Genomic DNA, 15,174 nt, shown 5'->3' with positions numbered 1-15,174 from the left:
AGTTTTAGTCGGCAGACAAAAGGTCTTTCGACCCAAGTATCTGGAATCCCAGCAGGAACTCTGGCCGTCCGAAATCGGATGATTTACTCACCGATCTTTTTGCCGGATCGGGCCGTTACCCCCCGACTTTGGTCGGGGCCCGATGGTTCGGTGACCAGGAGCTACAAAACTTAACGCGGCATGGGGCGCCGCGGGTCAGCGGCCCGCACGTTCGGCCCGGCGGCGGGCGGCCAGGGCGTTCACCGTCTCCACCAGCCGGGGCCAGTCGATGGGCTTTGTCAGATAGGCGTCGAACAGGCCGCCGCCTTCCCGCCGCGTCTTGTCCTCCGGCAGGGCCTCGGCGGTCAGGGCAATGATCGGCAGGCCGTTGACCGGGGCCGGCAGGGCCCGGATGGCGGCGGCCGCCCCGTCCCCGTCCAGGACGGGCATCTGCATGTCCATCAGCACCACGTCGAAGGCGTCGCGCCGGGCGGCCTCCACCGCCTCCCGCCCGTCGGTCACCGCCTCCACCACGAAACCCTTGCGTTGGAGCATGGCCAGGACCAGCAGCCGGTTGACCTGGTTGTCTTCCGCCACCAGCACCCGGACCGGCGCGGCGCGGGCCGGGGCCATGGCGGGCGCGGCCGCCGACCGGGCCTCCGCCCCCGGCGCCACCGGAAGGCGCAAGCTGAACCAGAAGGTGGAGCCCCGGCCCGCCTTGCTCTCCACCCCGATCTCCCCGCCCATGGCCTCCACCAGGCGCTTGCAGATGGCGAGGCCCAGCCCCGTGCCGCCGAAGCGGCGGGTGGTGGAGGCGTCGGCCTGGGTGAAGGGCTCGAACAGGCCGGCCAGGGCCGGGGCCGGGATGCCGATGCCCGTGTCCCGCACCGACAGGCGCAGCGCCTGTTCGTGCGCCTCAATCGCCCCCGGCTCGGGGGCCGGGGCAGGCTCCGCCGAAGCTTGTTTCGGTTCCGTGCGAACAAGCTCCAGGCCCAGCCGGATGCCGCCGGCCTCCGTGAACTTCACGGCGTTGCCCACCAGGTTCATCAGCACTTGGCGCAGCCGGGTGGGGTCGCCCAGCAGGTCGGGCAGGGGCTCCCCGGCAGGTCCACGTCCAGGGACAGGCGCCTCGCCGCCGCAGCGGGGGCGAACAGCCGGGCCACGTCGCCCAGCAGGGTGGGCAGCCGCACGGGGATGCGTTCCAGCGCCAGCTGCCCGGCCTCGATCTTGGAAAAGTCCAGGATGTCGTTCAGCACCACCAGCAGGCTGTCGGCGGACGACCGCAGCGTGTCCAGGTACTGGCGCTGCTCCGTGGACAGGGGCGTGCCCAGCAGCAGGTCCACCATGCCGATCACCCCGGTCATGGGGGTGCGCAGCTCATGGCTCATCACCGCCAGGAAACGCGACTTGGCACGGCTGGCCGCCTCCGCCGCGTCGCGGGCGGCCTCCAGGTCCCGGGCCAGGGCCCGCATGGTGTCCGCCTGGTCCTCCAGCCGGTCGCGGGCCTGTTCCAGTTCCAGCTCACGCTGCTTGCGCTCGGTGATGTCCTGCAGCGCCCCGACATATTTCAGCAGCCGGCCCCGCTCCCCGAACACCGGGCCACCCACCTCGCGGATGTGGCGCACCTGGCCGTCGGGCCTGACGATGCGGTATTCCAGCCCATAGGGCCGCTTGGCCTTGGCGCTGGCGATGGCGACGGCCGCGTAGGTCCCCCGGTCGTCCGGGTAGACGGCCTGGAGCTGCTGCTCGAAGCTGCCCAGCGTCTGCAGGTAGCCTTCCACCGTCACGCCGCGGATGGCGGCCAGCTCGGGCGAGCAATAGCTGGTGCGCATGCTTTCCCGGTCCCAGACCCAATAGCCCAGCCCGGCGATGCCGGCGGTGTAGCGCAGCATGGCCTCGCGGTACTTCAGCTCCGCCTCGGCCTGCTTCTGCTCCTCGATGTCGATGACGATGCCGTTGAAGCGCACCTCCCCCGGCCCCACCCGCACGGGGCGGGACACGCCACGCCACCAGCGGGGCCGCCCGTCGGGCAGGATGAAGCGGCCCTCGAACGACCAGTCGGACAGGGTCGCCTGCGCCTCCTCGATGCTTTTTTCCCAGCGTTCCACGTCCTCTGGGTGCAGGGGCAGCAGCCACCAGTCCCGTTGCAGCTCCTCCGGCTCCACGCCGTACATGTCGCGGCAGCGGGGGCTGACATAGGAATAGCCGCGGGTCCCGTCCGCCCGCTCCACCCACTGGTAGACCATGCCCGGCACCGTGGAGACCAGGCTGCGGAACCGCTCCTCGCTGGCCCGCAGCTCCGTCACGTCCACGCCCAGGCTGACGATGCCCCCGTCATGGGTGCGCTGCTCGGTGACGCGGATGACCCGGCCGGTGCCCAGCCGCCGCTCGAAGGCGGGGCCGGGGTTCTGGTGGTTGTGCAGGCGGTCGGCGACCCATTGCTCCACCTTCTCCGGCGCCACCTTGATGGAGCCCCGCTGCACCGCCTGCCGCAGCACCTGCTCGAAGGTGATGCCGGGGCACAGCACGTCCGCCAGCTCCGGGTAATATTCCAGGAAGCGGCTGTTGTAGAGCACCACCCGGTCGTCCTTGTCATACAGGACGAAGCCGTCATGCAGCCGCTCGATGGCGTCCACCAGCCGGGTCTCGGCATTGTGCAGCCGGGCCTCGGCCTGCTTGATGTGGGTGATGTCCGTGTGGGCGCCCACCAGCCGGACCGGCCGACCCTGGTCGTCCAGCACCTTCATGGCGCGGGTATAGATCAGCACCGTGCCGCCCAGCCGGTGGCGGAAGCGCTGGATCGCCTCGAAGGCGTTCACCCGGCCGGCCAGGTAGTCGTCCACCATGCGCAGGGCGATTGCCCGGTCCTCCGGGAAGATCAGCTTTTCCCAGGCCTCCAGCGTGTTCTCCAGCTCATGGTCCTCATAGCCGAAATGGGCCTTCCACTGGGGGGAGAACCAGATGGTTCCGGCGGCCAGGTCCCAGTCCCAGATGCCGTCGCGGGCGGCGCGCACCACCAGCTCCAGCCGTTCCCGGGCGCTGCGCAGCTCCTGCTCCAGCCGCTGCCGCTCCCCCGCGGGCTCGGCCCGCAGCAGCAGGGCACCGGCGGCGCGGCTGACCGTCAGGCGCAGGGTCCTCCCGGCATGGGCCGCCTCGATGGTGCGGGGGGTCCCGTCCGCCTGCACGGCGGCCAGCGCGGCGGGCAGCGCCCCGGCCCCCGGCAGCAGGGCCGACGCCGCCAACCCGGGGACGGCGCCCACCAGCCCCCGCGCCGCGGCATTGGCCACGGCGACCTGCAAGGCGCCCTCCGGGCCGGACGGCACCAGGGCCGCCAGGGCATCCCCGCTCGCGTCCGCCAGGGCCTGCAACAGGCCTTCCGCGGCGTCTCGGGCTGGGGCGGCGGGGCTGGTGTTCATCGGGCTGGGTTGCGGCTCTGGTTGGTCCCTTCCTGGATACACCAGATCGGGTCCGAAAGGGGTGGGCAGTTGGTCAGGGCCGTCCCCACCCGCGGGCGGGCCGTTCAGTGCCGGGTCGCCAGGATGCGGGCCGCCAGCCCATGGACCGGCTCCCCCGCCAGCAGGGCCAGCAGCACGGGGCCGGACGTGCCGCAGGCCGCCCCCAGCGCGTCGCTGTGCCGCTCCGCCACCACCACGTCCCAGGCGTCCGGCGCCTCGGCCAGGGCGTCGGTCGCCTCCGCCACGGTGCCGGCCGGGGTCGGGACCAGGCCCAGCGTCTCCAAGGCGGCCGCGTGCGCCTCCGCCGCCGGGCCGACCAGCAGCACCCGCACGCCCCGGGGGGCGGTGGCGGGCAGCCGCTCCGCCAGCCGCTGCGCCTCCAGCCCCGCTTCCAGCACGCGGCGGGCGAACTCCTTCGGCTGGCCCTCGGGCAGGTCCTCCACCAGCAGCCCGGCGAAGCCCACCACGGCGTTCAACGCGTTCAGCAGGTCATGCCGGAACCGGGGCGGCAGGCCACCGGCCCCGTCGGCGGGCGCCGTCCCGTCCGCCTCACTTCGCAAGGCCCAGCTCCACGGCCCGCATGGCGGCCTGGGTTCGGTTCTTGGCCCCCAGCTTGCGGCAGAGGCCCCGGATGTGGAGCTTCACCGTCACCTCCTCCAGGTCCAGGGCGCGGGCGATCTCCTTGTTGGACTGGCCCTTCAGCAGGAAGTCCAGCACCTCCCGCTCCCGCCGGGTGAAGCCGGCGGCCTGGGCGCCCTCCGGCACGTCGGTCGTGTCCGCCGCCATCTCTGCGGGAACGAAGCTCTCCCCCGCCGCCATGCGGCGCACGGCGTGCACCAGCGCGTCGCCGGACAGGGTCTTGGGCAGGAAGCCGATGGCCCCATGGGCCAGGGCCAGGCGGATGTCCTCGGGCCGTGCCTCCCCCGACATCAGGGCCAGCTTCACGGCCGGGAACCGTTCCCGCAGCCGGATCAGCCCGTTCAGGCCGTTCATCCCCGGCATGCGCAGGTCAAGCAGCACCAGGTCAGCCCCGGGCGCCGTCTCCAGCACCTTGGTGGCCTCCGCGACCGAGCCGGCCCCCACCACCTGGGTGTCGGGGGAAAACCGCTCGATGTGCGAACGCAGGGCGTCGCGGACAAGGTCGTGATCGTCGGCGATGAGGAGTCGCATGGCCCCGAATCGTGCGCAGTACCGAATACGCACGATTATATCGCACAGCCTCACCCGATGGGATAGGCCGAATGTTAATGGGAAGCGCCCGGCCGTTCATTTGCACGGCCGGGTATTCCATTTTTGTCTTCCCTGCAACCGGTCGATCCAAGTAACGGCCGCCGGTCAGCGGCTGGCGGCCACCCCACGGATGCCGCCCGGGTCGCCGATCACGACCTCGATCCGGCGGTTCTGCAGGCGGCCGGCCTGGGTGTCGTTGCTGGCGACGGGCACCGCCTCGCCCCGGCCCGTGGCGCGGACGCGGCCCGGCTCGATCCCCTGGGCCACCAGGAAGTCCTCCACCGCCTCGGCCCGGCGCTGGGAAAGCTGCTGGTTGTAGCTGTCGGCGCCGCTGCTGTCCGTGTGGCCCTCGATGGTCACCATCCGGTCCGGATGGTTGCGCAGGAAGTCGGCCAGGGGCCGCAGCCGTTCCTGGTCACCGGGCGACAGGCTGGCGCTGTCCAGGTCGAAGGTGATGTCCCGCAGGGTCAGCACCAGACCGCGCTCCGTCTGGCGTGATTCGTACTCCGCCAGTTGCGATTCCAGGGCCTGCACCCGCAGCCTTTCCTGCTCCGCCGTCAGCCGGGCCTGGGCGAGCTGCTGCTCCCGGGCGGACAGCAGGATCTGCTCCCGCTGGCCGACCATGGCCTGGCGCTCCTCCCGGGCCTTGGCGGCGGCCGCGTCGGCACGGGCCACCTCCAGCTGGCGGTCGGCCACGGTGGTCAGGTGGGCGATCTCCGCCTCGCTGGCGTCGCCCAGGGCGGCCTTGGCGGTCTGCAGCGACCGCTCGGCATCCTGGAAGGCCACGGGCGCCAAGGCGGGCACCTGCTCCTGCCGGGCCACGGTGAAGCGTTCCTCCACCTGGGCCAGGGGGGCGTACTCGTCCGGGCCGGAGGCACAGGCGGACAGGCCCAGCAGCAGGGCGGCGGCGAACAGGGGCTTGTGGGGGGCGGACCGGGTCATGGCGCGGCTCCTGGGAACGGGCGGGGCGGGGCGGCGTCAATAACCACGGCCGGCCGGTGGCAGGGTGGCGGCGCCGCTGCCCGACAGGGTCGGGTCCGTGGTGGCGGTGGGCGGCGGCAAGGGCGCGCCCGCGGGTGCCGTCGCCGTGCCCGGGACGATGGTGGTGGGCGCCTGTGTGGCCGGGACCGACGTGCCAGGCTGCGCCAGGGTGCCGGGGGCCGGGCCCTGGCGCCGGGGGGAAGACAGGCCCACCTCGGATTCCAGGGTCTGGAGCGTACGGGCCACGTCGGTACGCGCCTCCTCCGCCTGGGCCGCCTGGGTGCGGGCCTGGGTCAGGCGCGTGGTGGTCAGCGACTGTTCGGACAGCCGGCGGGCCCGGTCATACTCCTCGTCCCGCCAAGCGGCCTCCGCCTGGTCCAGCAGGGTCGTGGCTTCCCGGTACTCCGCCGGGGCGTAGCGGTTCGCCAGGCTTGGATCCACCCCCTGCAGGGCGGCGCGGGCCGCCGGCAGGCTGGCGGGGGGCGCGTCGGGGGTGGAGGAACAGGCGGCCAGGCCCAGCGGGATCGCCAGGGCCAGGGGCAACAGCAGGGACATGCGCGGCATGGGCGTGGGGCCTTCTCAGCCACCGGCCCCGGTTGCGCCGGGGACGGTCGGGTACGGTCTCGCTCGCGCCTAGAACCCGCCCCACACGCGAAAGTTCCCTTGTACGTCCGGAAGGGTTGTCCATTCCCCGGCTCTTCCCCTGGACGGGAGTCACAGGCCGATCACCATCCCCTCCGCCGCCACGATGGTGCCCTTACGGCGGGCCAGGGCCGCGTGGCCGATCACGTCCAGGGCGTCGTCGGCCCTGCCGGGGTCATGGTGGAACAGCACCAGCCGCCCCACCCCGGCGGCGTCCGCCACGCGCACCGCCTCCTCCCAGCTGGAATGGCCCCAGCCCTTGTGGGTGGCGTATTCCGCGTCTGTGAACATGGCGTCATGCACCAGCAGGTCCGCCCCTTGGCGATGGCGACCACGCCCGGGTCGGGCTCCGCACCCCGCGGCTCCGTGTCGAAGGCCAGACACAGAGCCTTGCCGCCATACTCCACGCGATAGGCCGTGGCCTCGTTGGGGTGGTGCAGGGGGGCGGTGTGGATGGTGACCCCGGGCCGCGGCTCCAGCCTGTCGCCGGCGGCGAACTTTCGAAATCGCAAGTTGCTCTCGATGATGTTCAGCGGCACGGGGAACAGGGGTGCCGCCATCAACTGGCGCAGCACGTCCTCCAGCGGCTTGCCCGCGCCCAGGTGCCCCTCCCACAGGGTGAAGCGGTTGCAGCCCTTGTAGGCCGGGCCGAAGAAGGGCAGGCCGGAGATATGGTCATAATGGGTGTGGGTCAGGAACAGGTCCGCGTCCAGCGGCTCCTCCGCCCGGATCTTCTCACCCAGGGCGCGGATGCCGGTGCCGGCGTCGAAGATCAGCAGGTGCGGGCCACAGCGCACCTCGATGCAGGGTGTGTTGCCGCCATAGCGCGCCGTTGCCGGACCGGGGGCGGCGATACTGCCCCGCACCCCCCAGAAGCGCACCCTGAACCCGCTGTCCGCCACCCGCCCCTCCCCCACGCGATACATGTACAAAGGTCGCCCGCGGCCCCGGTGCTGTCGAGGGGAAGTTCAGGGAGGGATTGTGCTTCCTCCCCTCCTGCATCCCAGCCTTCCCGCGGTTCCCATTGAACAACCGCGGGATCACGCTAATGTGCGGGCCATGACCGACACGCCCGACCTGCCCGCCACGCCCGCCGCCCCGGCGCCCGTGGCCGCCGCCCCTTCTGCCATCCCCACCGTCCGCATCCAGGCGGGCCGCCACAAGCGGGCCCTGCACGGGCACCCCTGGGTCTATTCCAACGAGGTGGACATGGACAAGGCGGCCAAGGCGCTGCCCGCCGGGTCCGTCGTCCGGGTGGTGGACGCGGGCGGTTCGCCCCTGGGCCTCGCCACCTTCAACCCGCACACCCTGATCGCCGCCCGCTTCCTGACCCGGAACGTGGGCGAGGCGGTGGACACCGGCTTTTTCGTGAAGCGCCTGCGCCGGGCCCTGGACGTGCGGGAGCGGCTGTTCGACCGGCCCTTCTACCGGCTGGTCCACGCGGAGAGCGACGGCCTGCCGGCCCTGATCGTGGACCGCTATGGCGACGTGGTGGTGGTGCAGGCCAACACCGTGGCCATGGACCGGCGCCTGCCCATGATCCTGGAGGCGCTGGACGAGGTGCTCAACCCCAGCGCCATCGTGCTGCGCAACGACAGCGCCGCCCGGTCCTATGAGGGGCTGGCGGAAGAGGTCCGCGTGGCGAAGGGGGAGATCACCGGCCTGGTCCCGGTGGAGGAGAACGGCGCCACCTTCTTCGCCGACCTGTCCGGCGGGCAGAAGACCGGCTGGTTCTTCGACCAGCGCGACAACCGTGCCTTCATCGCCAACCTGGCGAAGGGCAGGACCACCATCGACTTCTATACCTACAGCGGCGGCTTCGGCGTGCTCGCGGCCAGCCGCGGCGCCAAGCACGTGACCCTGGTCGACCGCTCCGCCGCCTCGCTGGAGGTGGCGATGAAGGCGGCGGAGGCGAACAACGTCACCGACCGGGTCGAGGCGGTGAAGGGCGACGCCTTCAACCTGCTCGACCGTTACGTGGAGGAAGGCCGGACCTGGGAGGTGGTGATCTGCGACCCGCCGGCCTTCGTGAAGTCCCGCAAGGACCTGGCCGTGGGCAGCCGCGCCTACCGCAAGATGACCAAGGCCGCCGCCAAGCTGGTGGCCCCCGGCGGCATGCTGCTGGTGGCCAGCTGCTCCCACAACATGGAGCCGCCCCTGTTCCACCAGGAGGTGGCGCGCGGCCTGGGGGAGGCCGGGCGCCAGGGCCGAATCCTGCGCTTCGCCGGCGCCGGGCCGGACCACCCGGTCCACCCGCTGCTGCCGGAGACGCAGTACCTGAAGGCCATGGTCTTCGCGGTGGATTGACGCCATGGCCACCGACGATCCCGCGCTGGAAACCCTGCTGCTTCCCCTGCTGAACGGCCCCCTGGCCTGGCCCGCCGACGGCCAGGTGCCGTTCCTGCGCGCCCGACCCCACCCGACCTTGCGCCGCCTGGGCCCGGGGGCGAAGCTGCTGTGCCAGCAGAGCTTCAAACCCCATGCCGACGCCTTGACGGCGGCCGGCTTCCCCCGGTGGCGGAGGTGCCGGCCGGCCCCTACCCGCTGGTCCTGGCCCTGTTGCCACGGCAGCGGGCGGAGGCGCGGGCCCTGCTGGCCCAGGGCGTATCCCTGGCCGGGGCGGAGGGGCGGGTGGTCGCATCCCTGCCCAACACCGAAGGCGCCAAGAGCGGGGAAGCCGACCTGGCCGCCCTGGCCGGCGGTGTGGACAGCCTGTCCAAGAACAAGTCCCGGGTGTTCTGGACCACCCCTGGCCGCCCGGTGGACCAGGCCTTGCTGGAAAGCTGGGCCGCCCTGGACGCGCCGCGGCCCATCGCCGGCGGGCGCTTCACCTCCCGCCCCGGGCTGTTCGCCTGGGACCGGCTGGACCCTGCCTCCACCTTGCTGGCGCAGCACCTGCCGGCGGGACTGAAGGGGCGGGCCGCGGACCTGGGCGCCGGCTTCGGCTACCTGTCGGCGGAGCTGCTGGCCCGCTGCCCCGGCATCACGGCCCTGGACCTGTATGAGGCGGAGGCGCGTGCCCTGGACCTCGCCCGGCAGAACCTGGCGGGCGCCGCGGTGCCCTTGGCCTTCCACTGGCAAGACGTGACCACGGGGTTGGGCAAGCAGTACGACGTCATCGTCAGCAACCCGCCCTTCCATGTGGGCCGCGCCGACGACCCCGGCCTGGGCCAGGCCTTCGTCACCGCCGCCGCGGCCGCGCTGAAGCCCGGCGGCCGCTTCTGGCTGGTCGCCAACCGCCACCTGCCCTACGAGGCCACCCTGGCCAAGGCCTTCGCCAGCTTCCGTACGGTGGTGGAGGACGGCGGGTACAAGGTGCTGGAGGCGGTGAAGGGTTAGTTCTTCGTGTCCCTCAAACGCCGGCGCCGCATCCGCGGCTTGGCTTACGCGCCCCCTCCAACATAAATGGTGGGGCGCGCGGCGGCGGTCGCCGCCGGAGCGTGTTCACGCTTTGCGCGAACACGCTCTAACCAGCGGCTTTCCTTGGCCGCCCGCCCTTGCGCCCGTTGGCCTGGGCGGCGGCGGTCTTGGCGGGGGAGCGGGCCTTGCCGCCGGCGGCCCCCAGCCGGGCCGCCATCCAGCGCTGGGAGCCGAAGACGCCCTGCATCAGGGCCGGCACATACAGGTCCGCATCCAGCCGCGGCCAATGCAGGCCCAGGCCGGACGGGCTGACCTCGATCTCCGCCAAGTCCTCCGGGGCCGCACCGGCCAGCCCCTCGGCAAGGTCGGTGGGGAAGGCAAGCTCGACCCCGGTGCTGAGCTTCAGCACGACGCGGGAGCCGCGGCGCACATAGCGGGCGGCCACCACATGCCCACCCTGCCGCGCCTCCCCCATCCGCTGTTCAGCGGCGCGCTGTTCCTGGTCAGTAGGGTCCATGGATCACCTTCCATTCCGCGCAGATCCGGGGCAGGGCGTCGGCCAGGGTGGCGCGGATGCGCGCCACCTCCGCCCGCCCGAACCCGAACAGCTCCCGCAGCTCGGGCGGGCCGTCGGGGCAGTTCAGCACGAACACCGCCTCGCCACCCTGCCCCAGCACATGGACATGGGCAGGGCGGTGGTCGTTGGGGTAGATGACGACCCGCAGGCCGTCGAACCGGTACACCGTGGGCATGCGCCACGTTAGCAGAACCCAACCGGTTGGGATAGGTTCCGCCGTCATCAAGAGGAGTGAAGGGGATGAGGCTCGTCCGGCTGGTCGCCAACCTGGGCTATGGCAGCCAACGGGAGGTGAAGGGCATGGTGCGGGCCGGGCGCCTGACCCTGGCCGACGGCACGGTGCTGGGGGAGGACGCCAAGGTCGAACACGCCGAGGTCCGGCTGGACGGGGAACCGCTGGACCCGCCGCAGGGCTTGGTGGCGATGCTGCACAAGCCGGCGGGCTATACCTGCTCCACCAACGATCCTGGCCGGATCGTCTATGGCCTGCTGCCGGACCGGTTCCAGCACCGCAACCCCATCGTGGCGCCGGTGGGGCGGCTGGACCGGGACACCACGGGGCTGCTTCTGCTGACCGATGACGGGGCCCTGCTCCACCGCATCATCTCGCCTAAGTCCAGCATCCCCAAGACCTATGAGGTCACCCTGGACCGGCCCCTGACGGGGGAGGAAGGGGCCGTGTTCGCCAGCGGCACCCTGCTGCTGAAGTCGGAGAACACGCCCCTGCTGCCAGCCATGCTGGAGCCCACAGGGGAAAAGACGGCCCGCCTGACCCTGACGGAGGGCCGCTACCACCAGGTCCGGCGCATGTTCGCCGCCGTGGGCAACCATGTGGTGGCCCTTCACCGCGCCCGGGTGGGCGGTCTGGGGCTGGGCGACCTGGCCGAGGGGCAGTGGCGCTTGCTGGACCCGGCGGAGGTGGCGTTGGTCACGGGCGGGTGAGCCAACCCCGTCACGCGCCCTTCAGGAAGAAATAGGCGGTGATCGCCACGGCAACGGTCAGCACGAAGCGCCGCAGCCAGATTTGCGGGATGCGGCGGGCGATGGCCGCCCCGCCATAGCCGCCCAGCACGGCGGCGGGCAGCATGATGGCCACGGGGTGCCAGTCCACCGCCCCGGCGATGATGAAGGTGACGGTGGCCACGGCGTTCAGGGCACCGGCCACCAGGGTCTTCAGCCCGTTCATCACGTTCAGGTCGGTCAGCCCGAACAGCCCCAGGCTGGCCAGGATCAGGATGCCGATGCCGCCGCCGAAATAGCCGCCATAGATGGCGATGAAGAACTGCACCACCAGCAGCACCCCCATGCCCAGGGTATAACGGGCGCTGATCCAGGCGCTGATGGGCTTGCCGAAGGCGAACAGGACGGTGGCGAACAGCAGCAGCCAGGGCACCAGCGCCTCGAACAGCCGCTCCGGCGTCCACAGCAGCAGCAACGCCCCCAGCAGCCCGCCCACCAAGCTGATGCCGAAGAAAGCCGGGATGTTGACGGTGGTGAGCTGCTTAAGCTCCCGCCGGTAGGCATAGACGCTGGCGAAGCTGCCGGGGAACAGGGCCACGGTGCTGCTGGCATTGGCCACCAGCGGCGGGATGCCGGCGAAGATCAGGGTGGGGAAGGTCAGGAAGCTTCCGCCCCCGGCCACGGCGTTCAGGGCCCCCGCCAGGAAGGCGGCGACGAACAGGGCGGCGCTGGTGACCAGATCCATGGGGGTAGCCTCGGCGGGACGGAGACGGGACTTTGCCCGCCCCGCCGGGGGAACGCCCTTGCCAAGGCCGCAAGGGGGGCATGCCGGCCGACGCGTATTGCCGGGCGGCTATCCTGCCCAGGCCTTACGGGTTGCCCTTGTCCTTGAAGGACTCCAGCACGGTGAGCAGGCCGGTCAGGTTGTCGGCGACGCCGGTTTCGGCGACCTTCACCTGTGTCGCGGCATCGGCCGCCGTGTCCATGGCGTAAATCTGCATGACGCCCTGGTTGGTGGATGCCTCGGCCAGCGCGCCCTGCTGTTGGGTGCCGGTGGCGTTCTGGAAGAGGATGCCGGTGGACTTGGCCGCGGCCTGGTAGAGGTTGCCCATCGCGATGGCGGGTGCGTCGCCCACCACCTTCACGTTGGCCTGGGTGACCGCGTCGGTGATCTGCGGGTTGACGTTTGTGTCGGACATGGTGGGACCTGCCTGGTGTGGGATGCTAGCCAGACACCTTCATAATCGGATTTCCCCTATCCCGAATACGCCTTTCTCGATGGCTGGGTCATTGCCGCCCCCCAGGACGCGTCAAGCCCCCGCTGCGTGCGCGCCTAGGCCTGGCGACCCATGTTGGCTGTACTCTTCCACTGCCTTGCCACTGATGGTATTTTGCTGCATCGCAGCGCGCGGGAGGCGCCCATGTTCCCCAACCCCTTCACCAGCCCCAGCGACCCGGTCGAGACGATCATGACCACGACCCTGCGGGAGTTCGAGGCGATCCTGGGCAAGGGCGTCACCGGTACCCCGATCACCGTGGGCGACGTGACCCTGATCCCGCTGTTCTCCACCACCTTCGGTGTCGGCGTGGGCGGAGGGTCCGTGCTGGGGGAACCGGTGGGCGGTGGCGGCGGTGGCGGGGTGGTGCCCTGCGGCGTCATCGTCGTGGGGCCGGACGGCGTCTCCCTCCAGACCGTCAATTCCGGCGCCGTGGCGGCCACGGCCCAGGCCCATGCCCAACTGGCCGCCACCATGGCCGAGCAGGGCCGCACCGGGAAGGTGAAGGCCGCCGCGCCGGCCCTGGCCCTGCCGGTGACGGGCTGACGGCGCCCGTGTTAAGCTGGCCGCCCCTGGACATGCACGGCGGCCACCCCCATGGACGGCATCCTGATCCTGCGCAACATCCCCGACGACCTGCTCCGCGCCCTGGGCCGCGACGCCGCCGCCCATGGCCGCACGGTGGAGGAGGAGGCGCTGGCGCGGCTGAAGGCTGAGGTCGGCAAGTCCGGCCCGGAACCGGAACGGAGCTGGGAGGCCTATTACAGGCTGATGGAAAAGCATAAGGACCTGCTGTCTGGCGGCCCCTACGGGAACAGCGTCGAGGAATTGGCTGAACTCCGCGAGATGCGGGAGCAGCGGGAACCGTGATGGAAAAGGTCGCCGTCGACGCCTCCGTGGCCGTGAAGTGGCTGGTGGCCGAAGACCCGGCAGAAGAGACCGCCGCAGCGCTGGCACTCCGGGGCCGCCTCCAGTTCGTCGTCCCGGCGATGTTCAGCGTCGAGGTGATGAACGTCCTCTGGCTGAAATGGCGCAAGGGGCTGCTGACGGAGGCGCAATGCGACACGGCGGTGCAGGCGTTGCGCCTGATCCCCCGTGAGGTCGTGGACGCGGCTGACGTGGCGGAGCAAGCCTTGGCCATCGCCCGCCAAGCCAACCACCCCGTCTATGATTGCGCCTACGTCGCCGCCGCCCTGGCCGCCGACGCGGATGCCGTGATCACCGCCGACCGCCGCTTCGCCCGCGCCTTCACGGCCTGGCAGCCGGAGGGGCGCCGTCCCCTGCCGGTCCTTGCCCTGGACGATGCCCGGCTGGCCACCCTCTCCTGACCCCCGCCTTGCATCCGCCGCACTGGTCAAGGCGGCGCGCCGGTCCTATGGTCGCGCCGCCATCGTTCCCAGCCAGAGGCGACGCCCATGATCCCCCGCTACTCCCGCCCCGAGATGACCCGCATCTGGGACCCGGAGAACCGGTTCCGCATCTGGTTCGAGATCGAGGCCCACGCCATGGACGCCATGGTCGGGCTGGGCGTGGTCCCGGCGGACGCGGCGAAGGCGGTGTGGGAGCGCGGCAAGTGGGAGATCGCCCGCATCGACGAGATCGAGCGGGAGACCAAGCATGACGTCATCGCCTTCCTGACCAACCTGGCGGAGCATGTGGGGCCGGAGGCGCGCTTCGTGCACCAGGGCATGACCAGTTCCGACGTGCTGGACACCTGCCTGGCCGTGCAGCTGAAGCAGGCGGCGGACCTGTTGCTGGAAGATTTGGACAAGCTGCTGGCCGCCCTGAAGCGGCGGGCGCTGGAGCACAAGTACACCCCCACCATCGGCCGCAGCCACGGCATCCATGCGGAGCCGACCACCTTTGGCGTCAAGCTGGCCGGCCACTACGCCGCCTTCGCCCGTAACCGCAAGCGGCTGGAACTGGCGCTGGAGGAGATCGCCACCTGCGCCATCTCCGGGGCCGTGGGCACCTTTGCCAACATCGACCCGCGCGTGGAGGAGCATGTGGCGGCCAAGCTGGGCCTGTCGGTGGAGCCGCACAGCACCCAGGTGATCCCCCGCGACCGCCATGCCATGTTCTTCAGCGTCCTGGGCGTCATCGCCGCTTCCGTTGAGAACCTGGCCACCGAGATCCGGCATTTGCAGCGGTCCGAGGTGCGGGAGGCGGAGGAGTATTTCAGCCCCGGCCAGAAGGGCAGCAGCGCCATGCCCCACAAGCGCAACCCGGTGCTGACGGAGAACCTGACCGGCCTGTCCCGCATGGTCCGCGCCTATGTCACCCCGGCGCTGGAGAACGTGACCCTCTGGCATGAGCGGGACATCAGCCATTCCAGCGTGGAGCGGATGATCGGCCCCGACGCCACCGTGACCCTGGACTTCGCCCTCGCCCGCCTGACCGGCGTGATCGAGAAGCTGGTGGTCTACCCGGAGAACATGCAGTCCAACCTGGACAAGCTGGGCGGCCTGCACAACTCCCAGCGGGTGCTGCTGGCCCTGACCCAGGCGGGGATGAGCCGGGAGGACGCCTACCGCGCCGTGCAGCGCAACGCCATGCCGGTCTGGCTGGAAGGCAAGGACTTCCGCACCCTGCTGAAGGCCGACGCGGAGGTGATGAAGCACCTGACCGAACAGCAGATCGACGAGGCCTTTGACCTCGGCTACCACACCAAGCATGTGGACACGATTTTCGCGCGGGTGTTCGGGGCCTGAGG

18 protein-coding genes and 2 pseudogenes are annotated in these 15,174 nt (G+C 71.2%); 7 read left to right on the top strand and 13 right to left on the bottom strand.

Annotation, left to right across the window (positions count from 1 at the left end):
- Positions 1-195: 195 nt before the first annotated feature.
- From HHL28_RS15065 to HHL28_RS18825, 9 genes and pseudogenes are all read right to left on the bottom strand, one after another.
- Positions 196-1,026 carry an ATP-binding protein gene (locus HHL28_RS15065; protein ID WP_404326943.1) on the bottom strand — a complete coding sequence of 277 codons (831 nt, stop codon included), beginning with the start codon at positions 1,024-1,026 and terminating at the stop codon, positions 196-198.
- A complete protein-coding gene (locus HHL28_RS15060) occupies positions 1,026-3,395 on the bottom strand; it encodes a PAS domain-containing protein (protein ID WP_169655389.1) in 2,370 nt (789 codons plus the stop codon). Before HHL28_RS15060 ends, HHL28_RS15065 begins: the two co-directional genes overlap by 1 nt.
- Positions 3,396-3,499: 104 nt before the next feature.
- Complete coding sequence (locus HHL28_RS15055) at positions 3,500-3,994, bottom strand: hypothetical protein (RefSeq protein ID WP_075771348.1); 495 nt, start codon at positions 3,992-3,994, stop codon at positions 3,500-3,502.
- Complete coding sequence (locus HHL28_RS15050; protein WP_075771349.1) at positions 3,984-4,604, bottom strand: response regulator; 621 nt, start codon at positions 4,602-4,604, stop codon at positions 3,984-3,986. The genes HHL28_RS15055 and HHL28_RS15050 overlap by 11 nt, the downstream gene beginning before the upstream one ends.
- A 165-nt stretch (positions 4,605-4,769) precedes the next feature.
- Positions 4,770-5,606 (bottom strand): OmpA family protein, encoded by an 837-nt coding sequence (locus HHL28_RS15045; RefSeq protein ID WP_075771350.1) that lies wholly within the window; start codon positions 5,604-5,606, stop codon positions 4,770-4,772.
- Between the two features lie 36 nt (positions 5,607-5,642).
- The gene (locus HHL28_RS15040; RefSeq protein WP_075771351.1) at positions 5,643-6,209 is read right to left on the bottom strand and encodes a DUF4398 domain-containing protein; all 567 of its coding nucleotides are present in this window, start codon (positions 6,207-6,209) and stop codon (positions 5,643-5,645) included.
- Positions 6,210-6,359: 150 nt separating this feature from the next.
- Positions 6,360-6,509 carry a hypothetical protein gene (locus tag HHL28_RS18835; protein WP_404326980.1) on the bottom strand — a complete coding sequence of 50 codons (150 nt, stop codon included), beginning with the start codon at positions 6,507-6,509 and terminating at the stop codon, positions 6,360-6,362.
- A gap of 15 nt (positions 6,510-6,524) precedes the next feature.
- Positions 6,525-6,590 (bottom strand): annotated as a pseudogene (locus HHL28_RS18830) (hypothetical protein); the annotation flags it as partial.
- Between the two features lie 107 nt (positions 6,591-6,697).
- Positions 6,698-7,213 (bottom strand): annotated as a pseudogene (locus tag HHL28_RS18825) (MBL fold metallo-hydrolase); the annotation flags it as partial.
- A 133-nt stretch (positions 7,214-7,346) separates the two neighbouring features.
- Between HHL28_RS18825 and HHL28_RS15030 the strand changes: the two are divergent.
- Both HHL28_RS15030 and HHL28_RS15025 read left to right on the top strand, forming a co-directional pair.
- Positions 7,347-8,594 carry a class I SAM-dependent rRNA methyltransferase gene (locus tag HHL28_RS15030; RefSeq protein WP_083699135.1) on the top strand — a complete coding sequence of 416 codons (1,248 nt, stop codon included), beginning with the start codon at positions 7,347-7,349 and terminating at the stop codon, positions 8,592-8,594.
- Positions 8,595-8,801: 207 nt separating this feature from the next.
- Positions 8,802-9,626 carry a class I SAM-dependent methyltransferase gene (locus HHL28_RS15025; protein ID WP_404325889.1) on the top strand — a complete coding sequence of 275 codons (825 nt, stop codon included), beginning with the start codon at positions 8,802-8,804 and terminating at the stop codon, positions 9,624-9,626.
- A gap of 127 nt (positions 9,627-9,753) precedes the next feature.
- Here HHL28_RS15025 and HHL28_RS15020 read toward each other — a convergent pair whose 3' ends face one another.
- Together HHL28_RS15020 and HHL28_RS15015 are read right to left on the bottom strand one after the other, a co-directional pair.
- Positions 9,754-10,164 carry a DUF2442 domain-containing protein gene (locus HHL28_RS15020; protein ID WP_075771354.1) on the bottom strand — a complete coding sequence of 137 codons (411 nt, stop codon included), beginning with the start codon at positions 10,162-10,164 and terminating at the stop codon, positions 9,754-9,756.
- Entirely contained in the window at positions 10,151-10,399 is a 249-nt protein-coding gene (locus HHL28_RS15015; RefSeq protein WP_075771355.1) for a DUF4160 domain-containing protein, read from the bottom strand. Before HHL28_RS15015 ends, HHL28_RS15020 begins: the two co-directional genes overlap by 14 nt.
- 65 nt (positions 10,400-10,464) lie before the next feature.
- On the opposite strand from HHL28_RS15015, the gene HHL28_RS15010 reads away from it, so the two are divergent.
- Positions 10,465-11,166 carry a pseudouridine synthase gene (locus tag HHL28_RS15010; RefSeq protein ID WP_075771356.1) on the top strand — a complete coding sequence of 234 codons (702 nt, stop codon included), beginning with the start codon at positions 10,465-10,467 and terminating at the stop codon, positions 11,164-11,166.
- A 10-nt stretch (positions 11,167-11,176) separates the two neighbouring features.
- Here HHL28_RS15010 and HHL28_RS15005 read toward each other — a convergent pair whose 3' ends face one another.
- Together HHL28_RS15005 and HHL28_RS15000 are read right to left on the bottom strand one after the other, a co-directional pair.
- On the bottom strand, positions 11,177-11,929 hold the full coding sequence (locus HHL28_RS15005; protein ID WP_075771357.1) for a sulfite exporter TauE/SafE family protein: 753 nt from the start codon (positions 11,927-11,929) through the stop codon (positions 11,177-11,179).
- A 124-nt stretch (positions 11,930-12,053) separates the two neighbouring features.
- Positions 12,054-12,383 (bottom strand): RebB family R body protein, encoded by a 330-nt coding sequence (locus HHL28_RS15000; RefSeq protein ID WP_075771358.1) that lies wholly within the window; start codon positions 12,381-12,383, stop codon positions 12,054-12,056.
- A gap of 222 nt (positions 12,384-12,605) precedes the next feature.
- Here HHL28_RS15000 and HHL28_RS14995 point away from each other — a divergent pair, with 222 nt between their 5' ends.
- The 4 genes from HHL28_RS14995 to purB all read left to right on the top strand — a co-directional run bounded on the left by HHL28_RS14995 (position 12,606) and on the right by purB (position 15,172).
- The gene (locus tag HHL28_RS14995) at positions 12,606-13,007 is read left to right on the top strand and encodes a spore germination protein GerW family protein (protein WP_075771359.1); all 402 of its coding nucleotides are present in this window, start codon (positions 12,606-12,608) and stop codon (positions 13,005-13,007) included.
- A gap of 51 nt (positions 13,008-13,058) precedes the next feature.
- Positions 13,059-13,331 carry a FitA-like ribbon-helix-helix domain-containing protein gene (locus HHL28_RS14990; RefSeq protein WP_075771360.1) on the top strand — a complete coding sequence of 91 codons (273 nt, stop codon included), beginning with the start codon at positions 13,059-13,061 and terminating at the stop codon, positions 13,329-13,331.
- Complete coding sequence (locus tag HHL28_RS14985) at positions 13,331-13,789, top strand: type II toxin-antitoxin system VapC family toxin (protein WP_075771361.1); 459 nt, start codon at positions 13,331-13,333, stop codon at positions 13,787-13,789. The genes HHL28_RS14990 and HHL28_RS14985 overlap by 1 nt, the downstream gene beginning before the upstream one ends.
- An 87-nt stretch (positions 13,790-13,876) precedes the next feature.
- A complete protein-coding gene (purB, locus tag HHL28_RS14980) occupies positions 13,877-15,172 on the top strand; it encodes an adenylosuccinate lyase (protein WP_075771362.1) in 1,296 nt (431 codons plus the stop codon).
- Positions 15,173-15,174 lie beyond the last annotated feature (2 nt).

The sequence above is a fragment of the Aerophototrophica crusticola genome (genome assembly GCF_012913305.1).
GTDB classification, from domain to species: Bacteria; Pseudomonadota; Alphaproteobacteria; order Azospirillales; family Azospirillaceae; genus Niveispirillum; species Niveispirillum crusticola.
The sequence above is the reverse complement of the archived record's forward strand: the minus strand, read 5'-3'. Positions and strand labels throughout refer to the sequence as shown.